A 24,514-nucleotide genomic window follows, 5' to 3' on the forward strand; every position below is an offset into this window, starting at 1 on the left:
CGCCCCTTCACCCGACAGCACCCAGCTCGTCGATCACGGTGTGAATTTACCCCGGCCGCGGCCCGGTTCAGGCTTCGTCCAGCAGCCCCGCGTCGTGGACGAGCAGCGCGATCTGTACACGGTTGTTGAGATCGAGCTTGGTCATGACCCGTGAGACGTGGGTCTTGACGGTGGGCACGCTCATGTAAAGGGTCGCGGCGATCTGCGCGTTGGACTTGCCGCGGCCCACCTCGAGCGCCACCTCCCTTTCCCGCTCGGCGAGTTCGCCGACGCGGGCGCGGGCCCCGGCCGTGCGCGCCTCGCGCCCGGAGGCGGCGGCGTGCGTCATCAGCTGGCGGGTCACGGCGGGCGACAGGACCGGGTCACCGCCCGCGACGCTGCGCACGGCGCCGAGGATGTCCGCGGGCGAGGCGTCCTTGAGCACGAAACCGGCGGCGCCCGCGCGCAGCGCCCGCAGCACCTGCTCGTCGGCGTGGAACGTGGTGAGGACGACGACCTCGGGGGCGTCCTCGCGGGCCCGCAGCCGCTCGGTGGCGGCGAGTCCGTCGAGGACCGGCATGCGGATGTCCATCAGGACGACGTCGGGCCGGAGCGCGGCGGCGCGGGTCAGCGCCTCCTCGCCGTCGGCCGCCTCTCCGACGATCTCGACGTCGTCGGCGCCGCCCAGCATGAACCGCAGGCCCGAGCGGACCAGGGGATCGTCGTCGACGAGCAGCAAGCGGATCGCGTTCATGGCTCCCACCGTAGTCACGCGCCCCCGGTGCGCGGCCGGGTCAGCCGCTCCACGGCAGCCAGGCCCGCAGCAGGAAGCCGCCGTCGGCGGCCGGTCCGTGGTCGAGCCGGCCGCCGGCGAGGGTCGCCCGCTCGGTCAGTCCGATCAGGCCCTGTCCCGAGCCGGGCACGTGCGGTACGTCGCCGGGCGGCGCGGGATTGCGGACGGCGATGGTGAGGCCGTCGCCCGCGGCGCCGGTGACCGTGACGGCGACCTCGGCGCCGGGGGCGTGCTTGCGGGCGTTGGTCAGGCCCTCCTGGGCGATGCGGTAGGCGGTGCGGCCGGTGGACGCGGGGACGTCCTTGGGGTCGGGGACGCGGTTGTCGAGCGTCACGGCCATGCCGGCCTCGCGGGACTCCGCGACCAGGGTGTCGAGGGCGACGAGGGTGGGCTGCGGGCGGCCCGACTCCTCCGCGTGGTCGGCGGCCCGCAGCACGCCGATGATCTCGCGGAGGTCCTGCAGCGCCTCGTGGGCACTCTCCCGGATGACGCCGGCGGCGCGGGCGATCTCCGGCCGGGGCGCGTCGGGCCGGAACTCCAGGGCGCCCGCGTGCACGCTGAGCAGGGTGAGCCGGTGGGCGAGGACGTCGTGCATCTCGCGGGCGATGGCCTCGCGGGCCAGCCGCTGGGCGTTCTCGGCGCGCAGGACCGCCTCGTTCTCGGCGCGCACCGCCCGGTCCCGCAGCGACATCAGCAGCTGGCGCCGGGAGCGGACGAACATGCCCCAGCCGACCACGGCGATCGTGATGATCACGGTGAACGTGACGGCCGCGGCCCACGAGGTGTCGGGCTCGGGCCGCAGCCAGAAGAAGAACGGGACGAGCACGAGATTGGCGCCCGCGACCCAGGCGATGTACCGGAACGGGCGGTGCACGGCGAGCGTGAACAGCGCGATCATGGAGGCGCCGCCCGCGCTGTTGGACAGGAAGCCGACCGGGAGCATCGCGAGGGCGAGGCCGAGGGGCCAGCGTCTGCGCAGCCAGACGGCGGCGCACGCGAGCGCGCCGAACGCCTGGTCGATCCAGGCCAGGGCCATCGGGGTGTGCGGGTCGTCCCAGACCTGCTCGGCCCCGAGCACGCCGATGAAGACGGCGGCCAGGAAGCAGCCGAAGTCGACGATCCAGTCGCGGGCGGTGCGGCGTCTGCGGCCGGGGCGGCCGTCGGGGTCGAGGTCGAGCTCGTCGGCGACGGCCGAGGGCAGCCAGCGCCGCCACCGCGGCGACGGCTCGTCCGCCGGTCCCGCGTTCGCCGGCGTCTGCTGGTCCTGCATGGCCTCCATGGTCGACAAATCTACGCACGATGGGCGGCGGGCACCGCTTCGTACGGTGGCAGGGGGACCAAAGTCGGTCGGCCGGGGACTTTGGTCGCGGGCCGCCGGGCCGTTCGACGACTTGTGGCAAGCCGGTCCCGCCCCGCGGCCGATGTGCGTGGAGGGTCCGCGGGGCGAGAGTTCCCGGCATGAACGACAAGCAGGTACGGACGGTGCTGGGCATCGCCGGGACCCTCGCCCTGGTCCAGGGCGCCATCGGGCTGGTCCACGCGTTCACGGGCCGGCTCGACTGGGGCCTGATCGGCCGGATCCCCTTCCTCGACGGCCGCGAGGTGTACGGGAGCATCGCGCTGGTGGTGCTCGCGATCGCCCTGTTCGCGGCCGCCGACAGCCGGAAGGAGCCCTAGGTCCGGGTCAGTGGATCAGCAGGAGTGGTCGACCAGGTCGAACGAGGCGTAGTGGTCGGCCGTGTAGTAGTCCTCCTGGCTCGCCTCACCGGTGACGATGCGGCGCGCGCCGCGGTCGGACGAGCCCGGGGTGATGACCGTGTACTCGTGGTAGTAGCCGGTGGACTGCGACGGCAGGACGCCCTCGCGGTTCTGGAACACGACCCCGTCCTGTGAGTACGGGAACGGGCCGCCCGCCTCGATCAGGTCCAGGGTGTCGTGCGCCTGGGAGGGCAGGGCGGAGTAGCAGATGTCCCCGACCGCGGCCGCGGACAGCGGGGACAGCTGGGCGGGGGCCGAGGCGACGGTGGGGGCGGCCTGGGCGGCGACGGCGGCGGGGCCACCGATGAGGAGGGCGGCGGCAACGGCCGCGGCACTGAGGAAGCGTGGGGTCTTCATGCGTTCAATTGACGCGCGTAGCACTACGCGCGTCAATCCCAACTGCCGCATGTTTTCCGGCCGTTAACCTGCGGAGCGGCGGCCCCATCCGGTTCCGGCCAGGACGAGGACCGCTCCCACGACACCCGCAACGCCCAGCTTCTCCCCGCCCAGGGTGATTCCGACGGCGGCCGCCCAGAGGGGTTCGGTGCCGAGCAGCAGGCTCACGCGGGAGGGGGAGGTACGGCGAACGGCCCACATCTGCACGAAGAACGCGAACAGCGTGCAGCAGACGGACAGGAACAGCAGCCCGGCCCAGTCGGCGGGCTCGAAGGCGGCCGCCGCGTCCCAGGGTGCGGCGCCGGTACCGGGGACCGCGCAGAGCAGGGCGAACACCACGACGGCGGTGCCGAGTTGGACCGTCGTCAGTGGCAGCGCGTCGGCGCCCCGCACGGCGCGCATGCGGGCCATGGCGAGGACGTGCACGGTGCGGGCGAGGGCCGCGAGGAGCATCAGCAGATCACCGGCCGAGGGTGACGAGAAACCGCCGCCCTGGGTGAGCAGGACGACGCCCAGGACGGAGGTGCCGGCCGCCGCCAGGAACGTACGGGACGGCCGGGTCCTGGTGAGCGCGGACTCCGCGAGCGGCGTGAAGATCATGGTGAGGCTGATGATGAGGCCCGCGTTGGTCGCCGAGGTGTGGACGACCCCGTACGTCTCCAGGAGGAAGATCCCGCTGAGGATCAGGCCGAGCACTGCGGCTCCGCGCCACTGGGCGGGGCTCAACGCGCGCAGCGCCCGCAGGCCCGCGCCCGCGAGGACGGGCAGCACGATGCCGAAGCGCAGGACGAGGACGGCGAGCACGGTCGACTGGGTGGTGACGCCCTTGGCGGCGAGGTAGCTGGCGCCCCAGACGACGGCGACGGCGAGCACGGGGACGTCGGTGAGCCAGGCGCGGGGGCGGGGCGCGGGCAGGGCGATGCTGCTCAAGGGGTCTCCGGGAGGGCGGGTCCGTGCGGAGACGTCGGTGGCTCGCGCGAGGGGGCGCTCACCGTATCCAGGGCGTGATCACGGTGGCTAGAGGTCGCGCGCCGGGGCCGGTCCGCCGGTGATTCGGCGTCCGTTTGCCGCCAGCTTTCGTCGCCGTACGCGGCTGTACTCGACGCACGACAACAGCTCGCTACGGAGGCGGACATGAACGGCAAGGTGGCTCTGGTGACCGGCGGCTCGCGCGGGATCGGCGCGGCGACGGCGGTGCGGCTGGCCGCGGACGGATTCGACGTGGCCGTCACCTACGCGCGGGGCAAGGAGGCGGCCGAGGAGGTCGTCCGCCGGATCGAGGCGCTGGGCCGGCGCGGCCTCGCGCTGCGGGCGGACTCCGGTGACGCGCGGGAGGCGGCCGACGCCGTGGCCGTCACGGCGGACCGGTTCGGGCGGCTCGACGTGCTCGTCAACAACGTGGGCGTGGGGGTGCTCGGCCCGCTGGAGGGCCTCGCGCCGGAGGACGTGGACCGGGTGCTCGCCGTGAACACCCGCGGCGTCTTCCTCACCACCCGGGCCGCGGCCCGGGTGCTCGGCGAGGGCGGCCGCGTCATCACGATCGGCACCTGCATGACGCAGCGGGTGCCGGGCCCCGGCGGGACGCTGTACGCGATGAGCAAGTCGGCGCTGATCGGCCTGACGAAGGCGCTGGCCCGGGAACTCGGTGGGCGCGGCATCACCGCGAACATCGTGCACCCGGGCCCGATCGACACCGACATGAACCCGGCGGACGGGCCGCACGCGGACGGGCAGGCCGGGATGACGGCGCTCGGCCGCTTCGGCACGGTGGACGAAGTGGCGGGCGCCGTCGCCTACTTGGCGGGCCCGGCGGCGGCGTACGTCACCGGCGCTGAGCTGGCGGTGGACGGCGGGCACGCCGCGTGACGGGCGGGTGTGCGGGGCGCATCGGCGCCCCGCACCTCGCTACTGCGCGCCCGACTCGGCGTGCCGTGCGGCGAGCCGGTCGGTGCCCTGCTCGGTCAGCGAGCCGAAGAGGCGCAGCCGGGAGATGCCGCCGTCCGGGTAGATGTCGATCCGCGCGTGCGTGCCGACCGCCGGGGCGTCGAGCACGAAGCGGTGGTTGGTGTCGGGCTGGAGGCGGGTGCGGGGCAGGACCTCGGTCCACTCGCCCTCCTCGCCGTCCTTGACCGCGACGGAGGCCCAGCCGGCGCTGTTGCCCTTGAGGTAGGCCGTGTCGATCTCCAGGGCGCGGATCTCGGACTGGGCGGCGAGCTGGTAGCGGATCCAGTCGTTGCCCTGGTCGCGGCGGCGCCGGGTCTCCCAGCCGTCGTCCATCTTGCGGGAGTAGCCCGGCTGGATGGTGTTGGAGGCGGGCGAGTAGAAGAGGTTCGAGGCGTCCTCGGCGCGGCCGCCGTTGGCGAGGGCGACGACGTCGAACGTGCCGAGCGTGGCGAGCCACTTCGGGTCCGGCACGACCTCGCCGTAGACGCGCAGGCGGGCGATGCCGCCGTCGGGGTGCTGGTTGACGCGCAGATGCGTGAAGCGCTGCTCGGCGTCGACGGCGAACCCGTTCGCCGCGTGGCCGCCGACGGCCGTACGCGGTACGAGCGTCGTCCACTTCACGTCGTCGGCGAGCAGTTCCTCCGGGGTGGGCGCGCCCGCGACGGAGGTGGCCTCAACGCTGACCGCCTGCGGGTAGTTGCCGCGGAAGTGGGCGGTGTCGACGACGATGCCGCGGATCACGCCGGGCGCGCCGAGCCGGACGAGCGCCCAGTCGTGGTCGTCGGCGGTGGGCCACGGGTGGTCGGCGCCCGTGCCGCGGCGACGGCGGGTCTCCCAGCCGTCCATGACCTTGCCCTTGTGGCCGAAGTGCTCCGGGTCGAACTCGGCGCGACCGGGCACGAGCAGGTTCTCGCGCTGGGCGAAGAACTCGTCGTTGGCGGCGATCACTCCGGCGCCGAGGGCTCGCGCGGCGAGGTCGACGAAGCGGGTGAACGGGAAGTCCGCGGTGCGGTAGTCGGCGTACGGGTCGCCGCCGCCGTAGGGGCTGGCGTCGCCGGTGAAGCTGGGTATCCCGGAGTTCGCGGACATGGTGGTCACTTGTTCCTTTCGTCGCGCACGAGCAGCTTGCCCTGCGGGGCGGTGAACTCGCCGTCGGCGACGATGCGTTCGCCGCGCAGCCAGGTCGACTTCACTACGCCGTGCAGCGTCTTGCCCGCGTACGCGGTGACGCGGTTGCGGTGCTGGAGTTCCGCCGGGTCGACGGTGAACGTCTCCTCGGGGGCGAGGACGGCGAAGTCGGCGTCGCGACCGGCGGCGATGGCGCCCTTGCGGTCGTCGAGGCCGACGAGGGCCGAGGTCCGCTCGGACATCCAGCGGACCACGTCCTCCAGGGAGTGGCCGCGCGAGCGGGCCGCGGTCCAGATGGCCGACAGGCTGAGCTGGAGTCCGGAGATCCCGCCCCACGCGGTGGCGAAGTCGTCGGTCTTCAGGTCGGCGGTGGACGGCGAGTGGTCGGTGACGATGCAGTCGATCGTGCCGTCGGCGAGCGCCTGCCACAGCAGGTCCTGGTTGGCGGCCTCACGGATGGGCGGGCAGCACTTGAACTCGCTGGCGCCGTCCGGGACTTCCTCCGCGGTGAGCGTGAGGTAGTGCGGACAGGTCTCGACGGTGACCTTGACGCCCTCGGCCTTGGCGGCGGCGATCAGCGGCAGCGCGTCGGACGAGGACAGGTGCAGGATGTGGATGCGGGCGCCGATCCGCTTCGCGGTGTCGATGAGCCCCTTGATCGCGACATCCTCGGAGACCCGGGGACGGGTGGCGAGGTAGTCGTCGTACTTCGGGCCGCTGTTGTGCGGGGCGACATCCAGCTCGTGGGGGTCCTCGGCGTGCACGATGAGCAGGCCGCCGAAGCCGGCGATCTCGGCCATGGAGGCGGTGAGCTGCTCGCCGTTCAGGTGCGGGAACTCGTCCACGCCGGAGGGCGACAGGAAGCACTTGAAGCCGAAGACTCCGGCGTCGTGCAGCGGGCGCAGGTCCTTGACGTTGTCGGGCAGCGCGCCGCCCCAGAAGCCGACGTCGATGTGCGCCTTGCTCGCCGCGACCTCCTTCTTCGTACGGAGGTTGTCGACGGTCGTCGTCGGCGGCAGGGAGTTGAGCGGCATGTCGACGAGCGTGGTGATGCCGCCGGCCGCGGCCGCGCGGGTCGCGGTCCAGAAGCCCTCCCACTCGGTGCGCCCCGGGTCGTTCACGTGGACGTGGGTGTCGACGATGCCGGGCAGCAGCACGTCGTCGCCGAAGTCCTCGATCCTGGCGCCCGCCGGTACCTCCGCGTCGTGCGCGAGCACCGCGGCGATCTTCCCCTGGGCCACGGCGACCGACGCGGGCCGCGTACCGTCGGGGGTGATGACGCGGGTCGAGCGCAGCACCAGTTCGACTTCGACGTCCGACACCCTGGACCTCCCGTACATGAGTTCAACGTTCTGTTGAAGGAGTTTTCACTCCGACTTCGGGAACCGTCAAGGCTCTAGACGTTTCCACAAAGTGAAATTATGATTCCGGTAGGCAGAACGTAGCTACCGACGAACTTCGAGGTCAAGAGATCACCGGCCGGGAATCGGTCGGTAGGCTGCACCATCGCCTGCTTGTCCTCGAAAGGAACGCGCCGTGCCGACGTCCGACGCCAGCACCACCGACACCGCAAAGACCACACCCAGCGGCGGTGTCCAGTCCCTGGAGCGCGCCTTCGACCTCCTGGAGCGGATGGCCGACGCCGGCGGCGAGGTGGGCCTGAGCGAACTCTCCGCGAGCAGCGGCCTGCCCCTGCCGACGATCCACCGGCTGATGCGCACGCTGGTCGCCTGCGGTTACGTACGTCAGCAGCCCAACCGCCGGTACGCGCTCGGCCCGCGACTGATCCGGCTCGGCGAGTCGGCGTCCCGGCTGCTCGGCACGTGGGCGCGGCCGTATCTGGCCCGCCTCGTGGAGGAGACCGGCGAGACGGCGAACATGGCGCTGCTCGACGGGGACGAGATCGTGTACGTCGCCCAGGTGCCGTCGAAGCACTCCATGCGGATGTTCACCGAGGTCGGGCGGCGGGTGCTGCCGCACTCGACCGGCGTGGGCAAGGCGCTGCTCGCGTACACCCCGGCGGACGAGGTGCGCGCGCTTCTCGGGCGGACCGGGATGCCCGCCGCGACCGAGAAGACGATCACCACGCCGGACGGTTTCCTGGACGCGCTGGAGGAGGTGCGGCAGGTCGGGTACGCCGTCGACGACAACGAGCAGGAGATCGGGGTGCGGTGTCTTGCCGTGTCCGTGCCCGATTCGCCCACGGCTGCGGCCATCTCCATCTCGGGGCCTGCGGGGCGCGTCACCGAGGCCGCGACGGAGAAGATCGTGCCGGTGCTGCAGCAGGTGGCGCGGGAGCTGTCGGCGGCGCTGGCCAGTTCCGGGAACGCGTCGTAGGGGTTCGGATCTCGTCGCCGGGCGCGGCTCACGTCGTGGCTGGTCGCGCAGTTCCCCGCGCCCCTGAGGCATGCGCTCCGCGCAGCCTCCCCTGAGCGAGCGGAGCTCGCTTCAGGGGCGCGGGGAACTGCGCGAGAAGCCCCACCGGGCCGCGGACGAAGTACCACCCAGGGGCGCGGGGAACTGCGCGACCAGCCCCCGCCGGCCGTCAGCCGACCACGGTTCTGCTCTCGGCAGAGGCCAGGCGGCCGTCCACCATCTCGACGACCCGGTCGGCGACGCCCAGATGCCCCCGGTCGTGAGTGACCAGCACCGTCGCGACCCCCCGCGCCCGGGTGAGCCCGGCCAAAAGCTCCAACACCTCGGCCCCCCGTTCATGATCTAGCGCGCTGGTCGGCTCGTCGACGAGGAGGACCTTCGGCTCGTTCATGAGGGCCCGCGCGATATTGACCCGCTGCCGCTGCCCGCCGGACAGCTGATGCGGCCGCCGGTGGGCCTGTGCGCCCAACCCCACCGCCTCCAGCAGCTCCCCGGCCCGCGCCCGCACCCCGCCACGCTCGCGCCGCCCGCCGAGGTGGGCCATCACCCGAAGCTGCTCCAGCGCGGTGAGCGACGGCAGCAGGTTCGGCTGCTGGAAGACGATCCCGACGGCCCGGCGCCGCAGTTCGGCGGCGGCCGCGCGGCCGAGCCCGGTCGCCTCGGCCCCGTCGACGAGGACGCGCCCGCTGTCCGGGGTGACGAGCGTCGCCGCCACGGCGAGCAGGCTGGACTTGCCGGACCCCGACGGCCCGACGACGGCCGTGAGCCCGCCCGCGGGAACTTCCAGGTTCACCCGGTCCAGGGCGGTCAGCCGCCCGTCCCCGTCCGGATACGTCAGCGTGATGTCGTCGAGCAGCAGGGTCATCGGGCACTTCCGAGCGCGGTGAGGGGATCGACGGCGGTGATCCGCCGGACGGACAGGGCGGCGCCGACGGCACCGAGGACGGTCATCACGACGGCCGGGCCGATCGTGGTCAGCGGCTCCATCACGAACGGCACGCTGTCCGGCACGAACGCCCCGATGAGGGCGGCGAGCCCGGTACCGAGTGCGGTGCCGCCGACCAGCATGACGACGGCCTGGCCGAGCGCGTCCCGCAGCAGGTGCCCGGTGGACGAGCCCAGCGCCTTCAGCACGGCGATGTCGCCGCTGCGCTGGATGGTCCAGACGGTGAAGAACGCGCCGATGACGAGCGCCGAGATGACGAAGAGGAAGCCGCGCATCAGTTGCAGCGAACCGTTCTCGGCCTGGTAGGACCCTATGGCTTCGAGGGCGCCGTCGACGGTGGTGGTGTCGGTCCCGGCGGCCCGGTCGGCGGCGGCGAGATCGGCGTCCGGCGCGGTGGACAGGGCGACGACCGTGGCGCCGCCGGAGCGGGTGAGCCGCTGCCAGTCGGCGAGGTCGGCCCAGACGACGGGCGTGTGGCTGTACGAGGCGTCGCCGGAGACGGCGGAAACGGTGAGCTTCCCGGCGCCGAGCGCGATCGTGCCGCCGGTGCGCACCCCGAGCTCCCGTGCGGCCTTCTGCGACAGGACGGCGGTTCCGGGCGCGGTGGCGTCGGGCGCGAGTCCCGAGCCGGGCCGCACCCCGAACGCGGAGACCGCGGCGGTCCTGCTGCCCGCCTCCGCATTGAGCGTGCGGATGCCGATGGGCTCGGCGCCGCGCACGCCCGGCCGCGCGGCCAGGTCCCGCCACTGCTTCTCGGTGACGGCCGAGCCGGTGAAGGACACCGACTGGCCGTCGGCGGGCCGCGCGAACGCGATGTGGTCGGCCGGCAGCCCTGTCAGCGCGGACGTGTTGTCCCGCGCGAGCCCGGCGGTCAGCCCCGACAACAGCCCCACCAGCAGGGTGATCAGTACGATCACGGCGCCCATCAGGGCGAACCTGCCCCGGGCGAACCGTAGGTCTCTCCATGCGACGAACATGCCGTCCACAGTGCGGCCCGGCGGCCCGCCCGGGCATCGCGCCACAGCACACTTCACCCGAATCGAAGGACGCAGCCGCCTTTCAACCTTTCGGTTGACCGCTTCGAGGGATTGCCTCCGTACGCTGGTGAACGGTATGGATCCACGCTCGCTCACCCCCGCCCTGCGCGTCCTGCGCCTGTGTCTGCACCTGCTCACGGCGGGGCTGCTCGCCCTCGTCGTCGTGCGTGCGCTGACCGGGCGGACGGACGAGCCGGCGGCCGCGGTGGTGACGGTGGCCGCGGCGATGGGCGCCGTCTACGCGGCCGGGCCGCTGATCCCGGCCGTCCGCTCGACCCGCGCGGGCGCCGCCTGCTGGCTCACCGTGCTCGGCGCGGTGTGGGCGGTGCTGCTCGTCCTCTCCCCCGACGGTCTGTGGCTGGCCTTCCCCCTCTACTTCCTCCTCGTCCATCTGCTGCCCGCCCGCTGGGGCGTGCCGGCCGTGGCGGTGGCGGCGGGCGCGGCCATCGCCTCGTACGTCGGCCATGGCGCTCCGCTCAACGCGGGCGCGTTCATAGGGCCGCTGATCGGCGCCGCCGTCGCCGTCGCGACCGTGCTCGGCTACCAGGCCCTGTACCGGGAGAGCGAGAGCAGGCGGCGGCTCATCGAGGAGCTGATCGCGACCCGCGCCGAACTCGCCGCCGCCGAGCGCACCGCGGGCACCCTCGCCGAGCGCGAACGGCTCGCCCGCGAGATCCACGACACCCTCGCGCAGGGCCTGTCCTCGATCCAGCTGCTGCTGCGCGCGGCCGGGCGCGACCTGCCCGTGGACTCCCCCGCCGCCGACCACATCGAGCAGGCCAGGGCGACCGCCCAGGACAATCTGGCCGAGGCGCGCCGTTTCGTACGGGCGCTCAGCCCGCCCGACCTCGACCACGGCTCGCTGGCCGGCGCCCTGGAACGGCTCTGCGCGACCGCCCCCGGCGTCAGTGCCCGCTTCACGACGAGCGGCACCCCGCTCGCGCTCCCCACCCCGTACGAGGTGGCGCTGCTGCGGATCGCCCAGTCGGCACTCGGCAACACGGTGCGGCACGCGCACGCGCGCCGCGCGGAGATCACCCTCAGCTTCATGGAGACCTCGGTGGCCCTGGACGTGGTGGACGACGGCGACGGATTCGACCCGGAGCGGGCCGTCACGGGCGACGGCGGCGAGGGCGGCTTCGGGCTGCCCGCGATGCGGGCGCGGGTGCGGGCGCTCGGCGGCACGTTCACCGTCGAGTCGGCGCCCGGCCAGGGGACGGCCGTCGCCGTCACCCTGCCGCTGCCGCTGTCCGCCGGGAGTTCCGCGTGATCCGGCTGCTGCTCGCCGACGACCATCCCGTCGTGCGGGCCGGGCTGCGGGCCGTCCTCGACGCGGAGCCCGACTTCGAGATCGTCGCGGAGGCGGCGTCCGCCGAGCGGGCGGTGGCGCTGGCCGCTTCGGAGCGGGTCGACGTGGTGCTGATGGACCTGCAGTTCGGGCCCGGGATGCACGGAGCGGAGGCGACGGCGCTGATCGCGGCGGCCGACGGCGGGCCGCGGGTGCTGGTGCTCACCACGTACGACACCGACGCGGACATCCTGGCGGCGGTGGAGGCCGGGGCCTCCGGGTATCTGCTGAAGGACGCGCCGCCGGAGGAGCTGGCGGCGGCCGTGCGGACCGCCGCCGCGGGGCGCTCCGCGCTGGCCCCGGCCGTGGCGCTCCGTCTGATGGACCGGATGCGGGCGCCCGCGGAGTCGCTGAGCAAGCGGGAGCTGGAGGTGTTGCAGCTGGTGCGGGACGGGCTGTCGAACGCCGAGATCGCCCGTCAGTTGTTCCTGAGCCAGGCCACCGTGAAGTCCCACCTGGTCCACGTGTACGCCAAGCTGGGCGTGGACTCGCGCACCTCGGCGGTGGCCGCCGCCATCAGCAGGGGTCTGGTCCGGCCCCGCTAGGGCGTGTGCGCGGGTCAGCTGTGGCCGGTCGCGCAGTTCCCCGCGCCTTTGGCGGGGCGCAGGAGCGCCCTCAGTTCGGCTCGGGGGACCTTGCGGAGCGGGACCGTCAGGATCGGGCACCAGGCGTGCCGACGGGTGTACCGGTGCACCGGGCCCCGGTGGCCGCCGATCACCAGGAGGTCGTCCGGGCCGGCGGCCAGGCCGACCAGCACCGGCCCGGGACGCCCCCGCACCACCCGGAGGGTCACGTCCAGGTCGGGCGGCAGGCCTCCCACCGCCTCCTCGATGGCGCGGGCCAGGGTGGCGCGGGCCTCGGCGTGCCAGTGGCGGGCCCAGGCACGGTCGGGCCAGCGGGAGTAGAGCTTCTCCCCCTCGGGCGGCTCCCAGGCCACGACGGCGACCAGCGCGCGGCCCGATCCGCGGGCCTGGCCCACCGCGGAGCGCACGGCGGCGAGGCTCGCCGGGGAGCCGCTCACCCCGACCACCACGCGGCCGGCCCTGAATCCGTCGTCGTACATCGCACGCCTCCTCCGCACGCCCAGGCCACTTCTCCTCGGCCACCTCCCGAGTCTGTACGCTGATTGGCCTGGACAGCAGGGCCAATATCGGAGATGTGGCATGGCAGATGGAGGAGTGGTCCGCACCATGGACAGTCTCGGCAGCCGCCGGCTCGCCGAGCTGGTGGCCGGAAGCACGGCCGGGCGGCGCCCCGGCTACCGCGCGCTCGCGCAGGGCGTACGGACACTGCTGCTCGACGGGCGGATCCCGCTGCGCACCCGGCTGCCCGCGGAGCGCGAGTTCGCGGCGGCGCTCGGGGTCAGCCGGGCCACCGTCACGGCCGCCTACGACCTGCTGCGGGAGAGCGGCTACGCGCACAGCAGGCGCGGCTCGGGGACCTGGACGGAGCTGCCGGACGGCGCGCGGCCGACCGGTGTCCCCGCTTTGGCCGCCGGGGACGGGGTGATCGACCTGGCGATCGCGGCGCCGGGTGCGGTGGCCGAGGAGCTGACGGCCGCCTACGCCGAGGCGGCGCCGGACGTGGCACGGCACGCGGCGACCCCGGGCTACCACCCGTTCGGCCTGCCGGAGCTGCGGGCCGCGATCGCCGACCGCTACACACGGCGCGGACTGCCGACGCTGCCGGACCAGATCCTGGTCACGAGCGGCGCCCAGCAGGCCGTCTCGCTCACGCTCACGCTCCTGGGCAGGCCCGGCGACCGGATCGCGGTCGAGAACCCGTCCTACGCCAACGCCCTGTCCGTGATCCGGCGCCTCGGTCTGCGGACCGCACCCGTGCCGGTGACCGAGGACGGCTGGGACACCGACCTGTTCGGCGCGACGCTGCGGCAGGCGGCGCCCCGGCTCGGGTACCTCATCCCGGACTTCCAGAACCCGACGGGCCGCCTGATGCCGGCCGGGCAGCGACAGCAGGTGATCGCCGCCGCGCGGGCCACCGGCACCTGGCTGGTCGTGGACGAGACGGTCGCGGACATCGGGCTCGACACCCCGACGCCCCCGCCGTTCGCGTCGCTGGCCGGGGCGGGCGGCGGCGAGCAGATCGTCACCGTCGGCTCGTTGAGCAAGGGTCACTGGAGCGGGCTGCGGGTGGGCTGGGTGCGCGCGGGCACCCGGCTGATCACCGAGCTGACGGCGTTGCGGGTGACCGCCGACATGTCGGGATCGGTGCTCGATCAGCTGGTCGCGGGGCGGCTCATCGACCGCGAGGCCGAGGTGCTGCGCCGCCGGCTGCCGGTGCTGCGCGCGCAGCGCGACCATCTGGCGGCCGCGCTGGCGCGCGAGTTCCCTTCCTGGCGGTGGGCGTTGCCGCCCGGCGGGATGTCGCTCTGGGTCGACCTGGGCCGCCCCGTCGCCTCCGCGCTGTCCCGGGCCGCGCTGCGGCGCGGGGTGCGGATCGAGGGCGGGTCACGGTTCGGCGCGGACCCCGGGACGTTCGAGCACCGGCTGCGTTTCCCCTACACACAGCCGGTGGACGTGCTCGACGAGGCGGTGCGCCGGATCGCGGCGGCCGCCGACCAGTGGTCCGGCGGGCTCGGCGGCGCGGGCGACGAGCCTGGACGGCCGCACTGGGTGGCGTGAGCCCCTCAGTTCCCCGACGGCGGCGCGGTGCCGAACAGCTCTACGGCGCCGCGCACTTGGGACAGCGCCCCGGACAGCGCGCTCACCGAGCCGATCGCCCCCGCGACCAGCAGCAGCGACCGGCGCAGCCGCGGGACCTCGGGCCGGCCGCCGCCCGCCATGGCGTCGAGCGCCGCGAGCTCGTCCTCGGCGATCCCCCGGTCGGCGAACTCGACCGGATGCGCGGCGAGTTCACGACGCAGCCGGGACACGGCCGTGCGCAGCTCCGCCACCCGCGGATCCTCGTCGCTGCCCGTCACAACTCTCTGCTCCATGCTCCGCAACACAGCACTCCCCCTCGCACCTCATTGTGCGTCTCCCGCTGTCCCGCGCTCCACGGTGGTCAGTCGTGCAACTCGGTTGTGTGGCCGACCAGTTAACGCCACGGGGCCCGCCCGCGCCAGTCCGTTGTGTAAGACAACTTCACCCGTGCGAGCCGATCCGCGCCGCGGGCCGGAGCCGCCGACGGCGTCGGTGTGCGGTATGCAGGGATCATGACGACGAAAGACACGGGTCCGGTCGCGGGACTGCTGCTCGCGGCCGGGGGCGGGCGCCGGCTCGGCGGCCGCCCGAAGGCCCTGCTGACCAAGGACGGCCGCCCTCTGGTGGAGCACGCCGTACAGACCCTGCGCGCGGGGGGATGCGGGCCGCTGCACGTGGTACTCGGGGCGGCGGCAGCCGATGTGCGGGAGCGGGCCGTGCTCGACGGGTGCGCGCTGGTCGACAACCCCGGGTGGGCGGACGGCATGGGGTCGTCGCTGCGGGCGGGCCTCGCATCGCTCACCGCGACGGACGCGGCGGCCGCCCTCGTCCTGCTCGTCGACCAGCCGGGCATCGGGGCCGCCGCGGTGGCCCGGGTCCGGGAGGCGTTCCGCTCGCCCGCGTCCCTGGTGGCGGCCGCGTACGACGGTGAGCGCGGGCATCCGGTGCTCTTCGGCCGTGACCACTGGGCCGGGATCGCCGCGAGTGCGAGCGGCGACCGCGGGGCACGCGCCTATCTCAAGGAGCACGCGGCGGCGGTGGAACTGGTGGAGTGCGGGGACATCGCCGAGGCGTACGACATCGACACGGAGGCCGACCTCCGGCACCTTCGGTGAAGGGGGTGGCACTCAGCGCCACGGTCTGTCGACTCAGAGAATCTCGACATCAACAAACCATTGAACTTCCACAATGAGGAAACTAGTATCCACTGATCAGAAGGGCAGGTCCCCCGAAGCGGGGCCAGCAGCCGTACCCAGGCGCGCCCGGCACCCCGTGCCGACGCCCGCGCCCGCTCGCTGAAGGAAGTGACAGTTCATGTCCGCACCAGCGCCGTCCCCGCTGGCCATCGTCGACGCCGCGCCCCTGCCCCGGCAGGACGAGGTGCTCACCGACGCGGCCCTCGCCTTCGTGGCCGAGCTGCACCGGCTGTTCACGCCCCGGCGTGACGAGCTCCTCGCCCGCCGCGCCGAGCGCCGCGCCGAGATCGCCCGCACCTCCACGCTCGACTTCCGCCCGGAGACCGCCTCGATCCGCGAGGACGACACCTGGAAGGTCGCCGAGGCCCCGGCCGCGCTGAACGACCGCCGTGTCGAGATCACCGGCCCCACCGACCGCAAGATGACGATCAACGCGCTGAACTCGGGCGCCAGGGTCTGGCTCGCCGACTTCGAGGACGCGTCGGCGCCGACCTGGGAGAACGTCATCGGGGGTCAGCTGAACCTGACCTCCGCCTACAACCGCTCGATCGACTTCACCGACGAGCGCACCGGCAAGTCGTACGCGCTGAAGTCCGCCGACGAGCTCGCCACGGTCGTCATGCGCCCGCGCGGCTGGCACCTGAACGAGCGCCACCTCGTCGACGCCGACGGCAAGGCCGTCCCGGGCGCCCTGGTCGACTTCGGCCTCTACTTCTTCCACAACGCCAAGCGCCTCATCGAGCTCGGCAAGGGCCCGTACTTCTACCTCCCGAAGACGGAGTCGTACCTGGAGGCCCGCCTCTGGAACGAGATCTTCGTCTTCGCCCAGGACTACGTCGGCATCCCGCAGGGCACCGTCCGCGCCACCGTCCTCATCGAGACGATCACGGCCGCGTACGAGATGGAGGAGATCCTCTACGAGCTGCGCGACCACGCCTCCGGCCTGAACGCGGGCCGCTGGGACTACCTCTTCTCCATCGTCAAGAACTTCCGTGACGGCGGCCAGAAGTTCGTCCTCCCGGACCGCAACCTGGTGACGATGACGGCCCCCTTCATGCGGGCGTACACCGAACTCCTCGTCCGTACGTGCCACAAGCGCGGCGCGCACGCGATCGGCGGCATGGCGGCCTTCATCCCGTCCCGCAAGGACGCCGAGGTCAACAAGGTGGCCTTCGAGAAGGTCCGCGCCGACAAGGACCGCGAGGCCGGTGACGGGTTCGACGGTTCCTGGGTCGCGCACCCGGACCTCGTGCCGATCGCCATGGAGTCCTTCGACAAGGTCCTCGGGGAGAAGCCGAACCAGAAGGAGCGCCTGCGCGAGGACGTCTCCGTCGCCGCCGGTGACCTGATCGCCATCGACTCGCTCGACGCCCGGCCCACCTACGACGGCCTGGTCAACGCCGTCCAGGTCGGCATCCGCTACATCGAGGCCTGGCTGCGCGGCCTCGGCGCCGTCGCGATCTTCAACCTCATGGAGGACGCGGCCACCGCCGAGATCTCGCGCTCGCAGATCTGGCAGTGGATCAACGCGGGGGTCGTCTTCGACGACGGTCGGACCGTCACCGCCGACCTGGCCCGCACGGTCGCCGCCGAGGAACTGGCGAACATCAAGGCCGAGATCGGCGAGGAGGCCTTCGCGGCCGGCAAGTGGCAGCAGGCCCACGACCTGCTGCTCCAGGTCTCCCTGGACGCCGACTACGCCGACTTCCTGACCCTCCCGGCCTACGAGCAGCTCGGCTGACACGCCGAGTCCGGCCGAGCACGGCCGGTCACACAGTTCCCCGCGCCCCTGAGGCGAGCTTCGCTCACCCAGGGGCGTCAGGGTGTCAGGGGGAGGCTGCGCGCAGCGCATGCCTCAGGGGCGCGGGGAACTGCGCGACCAGCCCCCACCGGCCGTCGGCCGACGAACAACGGCCCCGCCTCATCCCAGATGAACTGACCAGTCCTGCTCAGCCCCCGGCTTGCCGTGCAGATCGGGCACCCGCTTCAACCACGCGGGCCGCCCCTTCTCCATGGCGGCCGCGCGCCGCGCATCGGCAGCGGCCAGCTCGTCCCGGGAAGGAAAGTCCGTCGGCAGCCAGGACGCCGAACTCCGAGCCCGGGCCAGCAAGTACGACACGTACGCGTCCCGCGCCTCCCCCGGCGACGCGAAGTCGGAGGTGAGCCAGGCGTCCGGCACCAGCGCCAGCACCTCGCGCAGCAACCCCTCCGTCACCTTCGGGGAAAGCTCGGCGTCGGCGGCGCGGGTGTCGGGGCCGTACCCGCCCAGCGCGTGGTGCTTGAAGTCGTAGGCACGCTCGGGCGCGGCACCCTCCCAGCGGTGGTGGAAGACGAGCGCCGCGCCGTGGTCGATGAGCCACAGCTTCGGCGGAGCCGTGCCGAAGGTCGGCCAGACCATCAGGTTCGAACTGTGCACGGTGCGGTCGACGTTGACGGTGAACGCGTCGAGCCACACGATGCGGCCCGCTTCGAGCGGGTCGACGGCGAACACCTCGGCGATCTCGGGCGTGAAGTCCGCCGCGCCCGGCAGGTAGTCCATGCCGAGGTTGAGCCCGGCGCTCGCGCGCAGCAGGTCCTGGACCTCCTGGTGCGGTTCGTCGGCGGCGACGGCCGGGTCGAAGCGGGCGAGGACCAGTTCGGGGAAGCGCAGCCCCAGCCGGCGCGCCAGCTCCCCGACGACGATCTCGGCGACCAGCGCCTTGACCCCCTGCGCGGACCCGGTGAACTTCAGCACGTACGTGCCCAGGTCGTCGGCCTCCACGACCCCGGGGACCGACCCGCCGGCGTGCAGCGGGGTGACGTAGCGGGTCGCCGTGACTTCTCTCAACATGGTCCAAGGCTCCATGGATCAAATGCCCAGCATTTCACGGCGCGCCGGGGGCGCCCGTCATCGCGGGTGCGCCTCGCTCATCCGGCGCGCCAGTTCGGCCAGACGGTGGCGCTGGGCCTTGGCCGCCTGACCGATCACGAGGGGCCGCAGCGGCCTCGGGAAGACCACCTGGACCGTCTCGCGCACCCGGGCGCCCTCGGGGGTGTCGGTCAGGTCCACCGTCGCCGTGAGCCGGACACCGCCGGGGCTGTGGACGTCGCTCACGATCCGGCGGCCGGTGCGCGGGAACGTCATCGACACGCGGATCGGGTTGTCCCAGCGCTGCGGCCCCAGCCGGAACCGCTCGACCGCGACGTACCGCACCTCTTCCGGCAGGGTCGTCACCTCTCGGACCGCGACGACCAGCGGTGCCAGGCCGACGTAGTTGTCGGGCAGCTCCAGGTGCGCGAAGACCCGGGCCGCCGTGGCGGCGACGGTGACGCTGCGGCTGAACTCCTCCGTGGCCATGAGCACATCATGACGCAGGGCCTTCAGGAATGGCGTGTTTCTCATTAGCATCCGACGATGCGCCGGATCATCGCAGTGCTCATCGGATTCATGCTCGGTCTCGCGGCACTCCAGCCCGCCGCGCACGCCGCGGAACCGGGTGCCCCCACGGCCCACTCCGTGGAGACCGCTCCGGCGACCGGAGCGCTCTTCTACCCGAGCGTGCTGGGTGCGGTCCCCCGGCTCGGCGGGCCGCACTTCTGCTCGGCGGGCATCGTCCACTCGCCGTCACGCGACCTGCTGGTGACCGCGGCCCACTGCGTCTTCGGCGGCGGCGCCACCATCGAGTTCGCGCCCCTGCTGCACGACAGCGAACTCCCCGGCGGCGTCTGGTCGGTGACCGACATCTACATCGACCCGGCGTGGAAGAAGTCGTTCGACCCCCGCCACGACGTCGCCTTCCTGCGCGTCGCGCCGCAGGGCGGCAAGAAGATCGAGGACGTGGTGCCGGGAGCGCCCCTCGGCACGCCGCGGGCACAGGAGCCGGTCACGGTCAGCGGATATCCGATGGGCAGCCGGGGCCGTCCCCTCACCTGCACCGCCCCGCTGGAGAACGTCGACGACTACTCCGGCATCCACTGCGGCGGGTTCGGCAGCGGGACGAGCGGGGGCACCTGGCTCCAGAACGGACAGCTGGTCGGCGTGATCGGCGGTCTCGAACAGGGCGGATGCGCACCGGACGTGGAGTACAGCACCCCCTTCGGGAGCGATGTCCGGGCACTGTTCGCGCGGGCGGTCGACGGCGGCAAGGGCGATCTGGTGCCGATCGGCTTCACGGCGAACGCCTGCTGAGCGAGCCGTAGCGGTAGGAGAGCGATCCGTCCCGCTCAGAAGTCGACCGGGTCGCGGACGATCGGGCACGTCATGCAGTGGCCGCCGCCGCGGCCCCGGCCCAGTTCGGCGCCGACGATGGTGATGACCTCGACCCCGGCCTTGCGCAGCAGCGTGTTGGTCTGGGTGTTGCGGTCGTAGGTGAAGACGACGCCGGGTTCGACGGCGACGGCGTTGTTGCCGCTGTCCCACTGCTGGCGCTCGGAGGCGTAGACGTCGCCACCGGTCTCGATGACCCGGAGGCCTCCGGCGATCCCGAGCGCCTTCCCGACCACGTCGACGAACGGGGTCGAGCCCTCGTCGGTGATGTCAAGGCCGGGCGCCCGGTCGGCGGGGCGCAGTGTGAACGTGTGCACCGAGTCCATGATCTTCGGGTAGAGGGTGACGATGTCGCGGTCGGCGAAGGTGAAGACGGTGTCGAGGTGCATCGCGGAGCGCAGCCGGGGCATGCCCGCCACGATGACCCGCTCGGCCGCGCCCCGCTCGAACAGGGCGGTCGCGACCTGGGTGATGGCCTGACGGGAGGTCCGTTCGCTCATGCCCATCAGCACCACGCCGTTGCCGACCGGCATGATGTCGCCGCCTTCGAAGGTGGCCTGCGCCCACTCCTTCTCGGGGTCGCCCCACCACACCGTCGAGCCCACGAAGTCCGGGTGGAAGAGGTAGACCGCCTTCATCAGGAGCGTCTCGTCGTGGCGGGCGGGCCAGTAGAGCGGGTTGAGGGTGAGGCCGCCGTACAGCCAGCAGGTGGTGTCGCGGGTGTAGAGGGTGTTGGGCAGCGGCGGCATCAGGTACTCGCGCACGCCCGCCGTCTCCCGGGCCAGCGCCACGTACGGGGAGCGGAAGTCGTCCGGCAGGTCGGTGGTGGCCAGACCGCCGATCAGGTACTCGGCGAGGCGGCGCGGCTCCAGGCTCTCCAGGAACGCGCGGGTGTCGTCGATGAGGCCGACGCCGACCTGGTTCGCCACGATCTTGCGGTCCAGGAGCCAGCTCTTCGCCTCGGGGATCGCCATGGTCTGCGCGAGCAGGTCGTGCAGCTCGACGACCTCGACCCCGCGCCGGGTCAGTTTGTTGACGAAGTCGGCGTGGTCGCGCTGGGCGTTCTCGACCCACATGACGTCGTCGAAGAGCAGGTCGTCGGCGTTGGTCGGGGTGAGCCTGCGGTGCGCGAGGCCGGGCGCGCACACCAGCACCTTGCGCAGCCGGCCCACCTCGGAGTGCACGCCGTACGCGGCGGAAGCGGTGGTCGTGCGGTTCTCGGTCACGGTCTGCCTTCCGGTGGTCGAGCCGGTGGTGGTCGAGCGGGTGGAGGGGTTCACAGGCTGATCCAGCCGGCCGCGAGGGCGACGACGCCGAGCACGGCGCCGGCGACGGAGACGGCCAGGATGATCAGCTCACGGGCGGAGAAGACGCGTCGGCCCTGCTCACGGCGGGCCATGACGAAGAGGATGGTGGCGGGCGCGTAGAAGATGAACGAGACGAGGACGAACTTGAGCCCGGCCGCGTACAGCAGGAACGCCGTGTAGACGGTGGCGAGGGCGGCCACCACGAGGTCGGAGGAGAAGCCGGTGCCGCCGCCGACGGTACGGGGATCGGGCCGCAGCGCGATCTTCAGGGCGAACGCGGCGGCCAGCAGGAACGGGATCAGCGTCAGTGAACTGGTCAGATCCAGCGCGAAGTTGAAGGCGTCGTCGGAGAACAGCGTGATGACCAGGACGATCTGGGACAGGATCGTCGTCATCAGCAGCGCGGGCACCGGCACGTCGTCGGCGGTCGCGCGGCCCAGGAAACGGGGCATGTCCTCGTCCTGGGCGGCGACGTACAACACCTCGGCGGCCATCAGGGTCCAGGCGAGATAGGCGCCGAGCACCGAGATGATCAGGCCGACGCTGACGAAGACCTCGCCCCAGGTGCCGACCGCCTCCTGGAGCACCCCGGCCATCGACGGCTGGCGCAGCTCGGCGATCTCGCTCATCGGCAGGATCCCGTACGACACGATCGTGACCGAGGCGAAGATCGCGAAGACGCTGAGGAAGCCGAGGATCGTGGCCCGGCCGACGTCCTCGCGGCGCTTGGCGTGCCGCGAGTACACACTGGCGCCCTCGACGCCGAGGAAGACGAAGACGGTGGCGAGCATGGTGCCGCGGACCTGGTCGAAGAGCGAGCCCGCGTAGTCGGCGCCTCCCCAGTTCTCGGCGAAGACGTGCGGCTTGAAGAAGAACAGCGCCAGGATCACGAAGACCACGATCGGGACGAGCTTGGCGACCGTGACGATCCGGTTGATCGTCGCGGCCTCCTTCACACCGCGGCGGATGAGCAGGAAGAACGCCCACAGGCCCACCGAGGACAGCACGATCGCGAGGAACGTGTCGCCGTCGCCGAGCGCCGGGGCGATCGCGCCCACCGTGGACATGATCAGCACCCAGTACGTCACGTTGCCGACGCAGGCGCTGGCCCAGTAGCCGAACGCTGCGAAGAAGCCGAGGTACTCGCCGAACCCGGCCTTGGCGTACGCGTACACCCCCGCGTCGAGGTCCGGCCTGCGCAGCGCCAGGCGCTGGAAGACGAAGGCCAGCATCAGCATGCCCGCGCCCGCGACCACCCAGGCGATGAGCGCGCCCGCGACCCCCGTCTCGTCCGCGAACCGGCGGGGCAGCGAGAAGACCCCCGCGCCGACCATCGAGCCGACGACCATCGTCGTCAGCGTGAACAGCGTCAGCTTGGCGGTCCGGGGGGTGGTGTCCCGGGCGGTACCCCCGGTGGGGTTCCCGCTGGAGTCCACTGCCTGATCCATACGCTTCAGTCTTCTACCGAGATGCTGGATCCTGCACCTTTTCTACCTCCTCTCGCCCTTTTCCCGTCCTGCTTTCGAATAGCCGGATACGTCAATGTGTGAGCAGCATGATGTGTTATGCACTCCTCACTCACTCCCGCGGTCCTCGCGGAGCTGCGCAGGCAGCGCCCCTATCCGGCGGTGTCCCTGGTGATGCCGACCCATCGGCGACGGCCCGAGAACGCCCAGGATCCGGTCCGGCTGAACAATCTCGTGGCCGAGGCCGAGCGGCGGCTCGACGCGGACCCGGCGGTGACCGCCGAGCGCCGCGCGGACGTGCTCGCGCAGCTACGGGAGGCCGTCGCCGAGACCGACCTCGCGCACGCGGGGGACGGCCTGCTGGTCTTCGCCGCCCCCGGTGAGCACCAGGTCTGGGCCGTCGACCGGCCGGTCCCCGAGCGCGTCGTGATCGCCGACACCTTCCTCACCCGCAACCTGGTGGCCGCCGACGCCGCCGCGCGCCCGTACCGGGTGCTGTCCGTCGCCGCCGACCGGATCACCCTGTGGGCCGGCCGGGGCGAGCGCGTGAGCCGGGACACCGGTCACGGCTTCCCGCTGGAGCGCGATCTGGAGGACCCGGACGCGGAGCGCAAGGAGCGGGTCGGCGATCTGCCGAGCACCTTCCGGGACGAGCAGGCGCGCCAGTTCTTCCGGGACGCGGACGACGCCCTCGGCGCGCTGCCGGCCGCCGAGCGGCGTCCGCTGTACGTCACCGGGGAGCCGGCCGCGCTGTCCCTGCTGGACGAGGTCGGCGACGCCGCGCGCGGGGCGGTCCAGGTGCCGGTCGGCGGGCTGGCGCACGGCACGCCCGACGCGGTCGCCAAGGCCGTCGCCCCGGCGCGCGAGGAGGACGCCCGGCGGGCGGTCGCCGAGGCGCTGGCGGGCCTGGACCGGGCCCGCGGCGGACACACGTACGCGGCCGGGATCGACGAGGTCTGGCAGAAGGCGTCGGACGCGCGGATCCACCGGCTCGTGGTGGAGGAGAACTTCCGGACCACCGTGCGGGCCGGCGAGGGGCATCTGGAGCCCGCGCGGGACGACGACCTGGACGCGGTCCACGACATCGTCGACGAGATCGTGGAATCCACCCTGGAGACCGGCGGCGAGGTGGTCTTCGTCCCGGACGGCACCCTCGACGAGGCCGGGCACATCGCCGCCGTCCTGCGCTTCTGACGCGGGCACGGCACCGACAGGACAGAGAGAGGAAAGGAACCGGTCATGAGGACACCCAGGACAGCCCGTCGCACGGGCGTCGCCCTCGCCGTGTGCACGGCCGCCGGCGTTCTGGCGCTGGCGGCGTGCAGCGACGACGGCGGCGACTCCGGCGCGGCGAGCACCAGCCCCCGCGCGAGCGCCCCGAACACGTCGGACTTTTCGGGCGAGCCGCCGTCGGCCCTGGCCTCCAGCGCCGCGTCGAAGAAGGCGGAGGTGAAGGAGTCGGCGTCACGGGCGGCCGCATCGGCGTCCCAGCGCGCCCACGACTTCGAGGCGTCGGTCTCGGCCGAAGTGGAGCGCAACCGCCAGGAGTTCACGCGCGAGCTGGACAAGGCGGACGGCAAGGGCAATGCCATGGACAGCGTCTCCCTGACCGGCAAGCCGCTGGCGGAGACGGACAACGTGCGCGCGCTCGTGGTCAACATCACCAACAAGACCGACCAGAAGGCCTCGTACGCGGTGCGGGTCGACTTCAGCGACGCGGACGGCAAGGTGGTGGAGTCGACGGTGGTCGGGGCCAAGGACCTCGACCCGGGCGACAAGGCCCAGCCGCTCGCCATCAGCACCGAGCCGCCGGAGCCGCATCTCACGGCGAAGGTCGCGCAGGCACAGCGCTACTGACGGAGCGGCACCCGCGCCGGCCGCTCCGCCTGCTCGTTTTGGTCCCGGGACCCTTCGGTTCATAAGATCCGCCG

Annotated in this window: 25 protein-coding genes; 11 read left to right on the forward strand and 14 right to left on the reverse strand. The window is 72.7% G+C overall.

Features of this window, described 5'->3' with window-relative positions; genetic code table 11:
• Nucleotides 1–67 precede the first annotated feature (67 nt).
• Nucleotides 68–733: a response regulator gene (locus ABT127_RS06600; protein ID WP_351445231.1), complete on the reverse strand. Its 666-nt coding sequence runs from the start codon at nt 731–733 to the stop codon at nt 68–70.
• 40 nt (nt 734–773) lie between these two features.
• Entirely contained in the window at nt 774–2,042 is a 1,269-nt protein-coding gene (locus ABT127_RS06605; RefSeq protein WP_351445435.1) for a sensor histidine kinase, read from the reverse strand.
• Nucleotides 2,043–2,230: 188 nt separating this feature from the next.
• On the opposite strand from ABT127_RS06605, the gene ABT127_RS06610 reads away from it, so the two are divergent.
• Nucleotides 2,231–2,449 (forward strand): hypothetical protein, encoded by a 219-nt coding sequence (locus tag ABT127_RS06610; RefSeq protein ID WP_351445233.1) that lies wholly within the window; start codon nt 2,231–2,233, stop codon nt 2,447–2,449.
• 15 nt (nt 2,450–2,464) lie between these two features.
• Here the strand turns inward: ABT127_RS06610 and ABT127_RS06615 are convergent, their stop codons facing one another.
• Together ABT127_RS06615 and ABT127_RS06620 are read right to left on the reverse strand one after the other, a co-directional pair.
• Nucleotides 2,465–2,887, reverse strand: coding sequence for a ribonuclease (locus ABT127_RS06615; RefSeq protein WP_351445235.1), 423 nt, complete (start codon nt 2,885–2,887; stop codon nt 2,465–2,467).
• A 63-nt stretch (nt 2,888–2,950) separates the two neighbouring features.
• Nucleotides 2,951–3,856 carry a DMT family transporter gene (locus tag ABT127_RS06620; protein ID WP_351445236.1) on the reverse strand — a complete coding sequence of 302 codons (906 nt, stop codon included), beginning with the start codon at nt 3,854–3,856 and terminating at the stop codon, nt 2,951–2,953.
• Between the two features lie 204 nt (nt 3,857–4,060).
• Here ABT127_RS06620 and ABT127_RS06625 point away from each other — a divergent pair, with 204 nt between their 5' ends.
• The gene (locus ABT127_RS06625) at nt 4,061–4,792 is read left to right on the forward strand and encodes an SDR family oxidoreductase (protein WP_351445238.1); all 732 of its coding nucleotides are present in this window, start codon (nt 4,061–4,063) and stop codon (nt 4,790–4,792) included.
• A 39-nt stretch (nt 4,793–4,831) separates the two neighbouring features.
• Here ABT127_RS06625 and alc read toward each other — a convergent pair whose 3' ends face one another.
• Nucleotides 4,832–5,959, reverse strand: a complete 1,128-nt coding sequence (gene alc / locus ABT127_RS06630; RefSeq protein ID WP_351445240.1) for an allantoicase — start codon at nt 5,957–5,959, stop codon at nt 4,832–4,834.
• Nucleotides 5,960–5,964: 5 nt separating this feature from the next.
• Nucleotides 5,965–7,320 (reverse strand): allantoinase AllB, encoded by a 1,356-nt coding sequence (gene allB / locus ABT127_RS06635; RefSeq protein ID WP_351445242.1) that lies wholly within the window; start codon nt 7,318–7,320, stop codon nt 5,965–5,967.
• 214 nt (nt 7,321–7,534) lie between these two features.
• On the opposite strand from allB, the gene ABT127_RS06640 reads away from it, so the two are divergent.
• Nucleotides 7,535–8,335: an IclR family transcriptional regulator gene (locus ABT127_RS06640; protein WP_351445244.1), complete on the forward strand. Its 801-nt coding sequence runs from the start codon at nt 7,535–7,537 to the stop codon at nt 8,333–8,335.
• A 208-nt stretch (nt 8,336–8,543) separates the two neighbouring features.
• Here ABT127_RS06640 and ABT127_RS06645 read toward each other — a convergent pair whose 3' ends face one another.
• Entirely contained in the window at nt 8,544–9,239 is a 696-nt protein-coding gene (locus ABT127_RS06645) for an ABC transporter ATP-binding protein (RefSeq protein WP_351445246.1), read from the reverse strand.
• Nucleotides 9,236–10,297 (reverse strand): ABC transporter permease, encoded by a 1,062-nt coding sequence (locus ABT127_RS06650; RefSeq protein WP_351445248.1) that lies wholly within the window; start codon nt 10,295–10,297, stop codon nt 9,236–9,238. Before ABT127_RS06650 ends, ABT127_RS06645 begins: the two co-directional genes overlap by 4 nt.
• A gap of 136 nt (nt 10,298–10,433) precedes the next feature.
• On the opposite strand from ABT127_RS06650, the gene ABT127_RS06655 reads away from it, so the two are divergent.
• Complete coding sequence (locus ABT127_RS06655; RefSeq protein WP_351445250.1) at nt 10,434–11,627, forward strand: sensor histidine kinase; 1,194 nt, start codon at nt 10,434–10,436, stop codon at nt 11,625–11,627.
• Entirely contained in the window at nt 11,624–12,250 is a 627-nt protein-coding gene (locus ABT127_RS06660; RefSeq protein WP_351445252.1) for a response regulator, read from the forward strand. The genes ABT127_RS06655 and ABT127_RS06660 overlap by 4 nt, the downstream gene beginning before the upstream one ends.
• Nucleotides 12,251–12,264: 14 nt before the next feature.
• Here the strand turns inward: ABT127_RS06660 and ABT127_RS06665 are convergent, their stop codons facing one another.
• Nucleotides 12,265–12,768, reverse strand: coding sequence for a universal stress protein (locus tag ABT127_RS06665; protein WP_351445254.1), 504 nt, complete (start codon nt 12,766–12,768; stop codon nt 12,265–12,267).
• A 100-nt stretch (nt 12,769–12,868) separates the two neighbouring features.
• Here ABT127_RS06665 and yczR point away from each other — a divergent pair, with 100 nt between their 5' ends.
• Complete coding sequence (yczR, locus tag ABT127_RS06670) at nt 12,869–14,347, forward strand: MocR-like transcription factor YczR (protein ID WP_351445256.1); 1,479 nt, start codon at nt 12,869–12,871, stop codon at nt 14,345–14,347.
• Nucleotides 14,348–14,352: 5 nt separating this feature from the next.
• Here yczR and ABT127_RS06675 read toward each other — a convergent pair whose 3' ends face one another.
• Nucleotides 14,353–14,673, reverse strand: coding sequence for a DUF5955 family protein (locus ABT127_RS06675; protein ID WP_351445258.1), 321 nt, complete (start codon nt 14,671–14,673; stop codon nt 14,353–14,355).
• Between the two features lie 207 nt (nt 14,674–14,880).
• Here ABT127_RS06675 and ABT127_RS06680 point away from each other — a divergent pair, with 207 nt between their 5' ends.
• Both ABT127_RS06680 and aceB read left to right on the forward strand, forming a co-directional pair.
• The gene (locus tag ABT127_RS06680; protein ID WP_351445260.1) at nt 14,881–15,483 is read left to right on the forward strand and encodes a nucleotidyltransferase family protein; all 603 of its coding nucleotides are present in this window, start codon (nt 14,881–14,883) and stop codon (nt 15,481–15,483) included.
• Nucleotides 15,484–15,682: 199 nt separating this feature from the next.
• Nucleotides 15,683–17,305, forward strand: coding sequence for a malate synthase A (gene aceB, locus ABT127_RS06685; RefSeq protein WP_351445262.1), 1,623 nt, complete (start codon nt 15,683–15,685; stop codon nt 17,303–17,305).
• Nucleotides 17,306–17,485: 180 nt separating this feature from the next.
• Here the strand turns inward: aceB and ABT127_RS06690 are convergent, their stop codons facing one another.
• On the reverse strand, nt 17,486–18,394 hold the full coding sequence (locus ABT127_RS06690) for a HipA family kinase (RefSeq protein ID WP_351445264.1): 909 nt from the start codon (nt 18,392–18,394) through the stop codon (nt 17,486–17,488).
• 57 nt (nt 18,395–18,451) lie between these two features.
• On the reverse strand, nt 18,452–18,901 hold the full coding sequence (locus ABT127_RS06695; RefSeq protein WP_351445266.1) for an SRPBCC family protein: 450 nt from the start codon (nt 18,899–18,901) through the stop codon (nt 18,452–18,454).
• A 57-nt stretch (nt 18,902–18,958) separates the two neighbouring features.
• On the opposite strand from ABT127_RS06695, the gene ABT127_RS06700 reads away from it, so the two are divergent.
• Nucleotides 18,959–19,732 (forward strand): trypsin-like serine peptidase, encoded by a 774-nt coding sequence (locus tag ABT127_RS06700; RefSeq protein WP_351445268.1) that lies wholly within the window; start codon nt 18,959–18,961, stop codon nt 19,730–19,732.
• Between the two features lie 35 nt (nt 19,733–19,767).
• Here ABT127_RS06700 and ABT127_RS06705 read toward each other — a convergent pair whose 3' ends face one another.
• The gene (locus tag ABT127_RS06705; protein WP_351445437.1) at nt 19,768–21,036 is read right to left on the reverse strand and encodes an arginine deiminase; all 1,269 of its coding nucleotides are present in this window, start codon (nt 21,034–21,036) and stop codon (nt 19,768–19,770) included.
• A 50-nt stretch (nt 21,037–21,086) separates the two neighbouring features.
• Nucleotides 21,087–22,565 carry a basic amino acid/polyamine antiporter gene (locus ABT127_RS06710; protein ID WP_351445270.1) on the reverse strand — a complete coding sequence of 493 codons (1,479 nt, stop codon included), beginning with the start codon at nt 22,563–22,565 and terminating at the stop codon, nt 21,087–21,089.
• Between the two features lie 117 nt (nt 22,566–22,682).
• Here ABT127_RS06710 and ABT127_RS06715 point away from each other — a divergent pair, with 117 nt between their 5' ends.
• A complete protein-coding gene (locus tag ABT127_RS06715; protein ID WP_351445272.1) occupies nt 22,683–23,777 on the forward strand; it encodes a baeRF3 domain-containing protein in 1,095 nt (364 codons plus the stop codon).
• Nucleotides 23,778–23,822: 45 nt separating this feature from the next.
• Complete coding sequence (locus ABT127_RS06720) at nt 23,823–24,440, forward strand: FxLYD domain-containing protein (RefSeq protein ID WP_351445274.1); 618 nt, start codon at nt 23,823–23,825, stop codon at nt 24,438–24,440.
• Nucleotides 24,441–24,514: the final 74 nt, after the last annotated feature.

Source organism: Streptomyces sp. NPDC001904 (assembly GCF_040297005.1).
Classification (GTDB): domain Bacteria; phylum Actinomycetota; class Actinomycetes; order Streptomycetales; family Streptomycetaceae; genus Streptomyces.

What these genes read in the sequence shown, in the direction of transcription:
- ABT127_RS06645 (WP_351445246.1), bottom strand. Translation starts at nt 9,239, where the DNA reads ATGACCCTGCTGCTCGACGACATCACGCTGACGTATCCGGACGGGGAC.
- ABT127_RS06665 (WP_351445254.1), bottom strand. Translation starts at nt 12,768, where the DNA reads ATGTACGACGACGGATTCAGGGCCGGCCGCGTGGTGGTCGGGGTGAGC.
- ABT127_RS06715 (WP_351445272.1), top strand. Translation starts at nt 22,683, where the DNA reads ATGCACTCCTCACTCACTCCCGCGGTCCTCGCGGAGCTGCGCAGGCAG.
- ABT127_RS06720 (WP_351445274.1), top strand. Translation starts at nt 23,823, where the DNA reads ATGAGGACACCCAGGACAGCCCGTCGCACGGGCGTCGCCCTCGCCGTG.
- ABT127_RS06615 (WP_351445235.1), bottom strand. Translation starts at nt 2,887, where the DNA reads ATGAAGACCCCACGCTTCCTCAGTGCCGCGGCCGTTGCCGCCGCCCTC.
- yczR (WP_351445256.1), top strand. Translation starts at nt 12,869, where the DNA reads ATGGCAGATGGAGGAGTGGTCCGCACCATGGACAGTCTCGGCAGCCGC.
- ABT127_RS06655 (WP_351445250.1), top strand. Translation starts at nt 10,434, where the DNA reads ATGGATCCACGCTCGCTCACCCCCGCCCTGCGCGTCCTGCGCCTGTGT.
- ABT127_RS06625 (WP_351445238.1), top strand. Translation starts at nt 4,061, where the DNA reads ATGAACGGCAAGGTGGCTCTGGTGACCGGCGGCTCGCGCGGGATCGGC.
- aceB (WP_351445262.1), top strand. Translation starts at nt 15,683, where the DNA reads ATGTCCGCACCAGCGCCGTCCCCGCTGGCCATCGTCGACGCCGCGCCC.
- ABT127_RS06695 (WP_351445266.1), bottom strand. Translation starts at nt 18,901, where the DNA reads ATGGCCACGGAGGAGTTCAGCCGCAGCGTCACCGTCGCCGCCACGGCG.
- ABT127_RS06700 (WP_351445268.1), top strand. Translation starts at nt 18,959, where the DNA reads ATGCGCCGGATCATCGCAGTGCTCATCGGATTCATGCTCGGTCTCGCG.
- ABT127_RS06680 (WP_351445260.1), top strand. Translation starts at nt 14,881, where the DNA reads ATGACGACGAAAGACACGGGTCCGGTCGCGGGACTGCTGCTCGCGGCC.
- ABT127_RS06650 (WP_351445248.1), bottom strand. Translation starts at nt 10,297, where the DNA reads ATGTTCGTCGCATGGAGAGACCTACGGTTCGCCCGGGGCAGGTTCGCC.
- ABT127_RS06605 (WP_351445435.1), bottom strand. Translation starts at nt 2,042, where the DNA reads ATGCAGGACCAGCAGACGCCGGCGAACGCGGGACCGGCGGACGAGCCG.
- alc (WP_351445240.1), bottom strand. Translation starts at nt 5,959, where the DNA reads ATGTCCGCGAACTCCGGGATACCCAGCTTCACCGGCGACGCCAGCCCC.
- ABT127_RS06600 (WP_351445231.1), bottom strand. Translation starts at nt 733, where the DNA reads ATGAACGCGATCCGCTTGCTGCTCGTCGACGACGATCCCCTGGTCCGC.
- ABT127_RS06690 (WP_351445264.1), bottom strand. Translation starts at nt 18,394, where the DNA reads ATGTTGAGAGAAGTCACGGCGACCCGCTACGTCACCCCGCTGCACGCC.
- ABT127_RS06610 (WP_351445233.1), top strand. Translation starts at nt 2,231, where the DNA reads ATGAACGACAAGCAGGTACGGACGGTGCTGGGCATCGCCGGGACCCTC.
- ABT127_RS06710 (WP_351445270.1), bottom strand. Translation starts at nt 22,565, where the DNA reads ATGGATCAGGCAGTGGACTCCAGCGGGAACCCCACCGGGGGTACCGCC.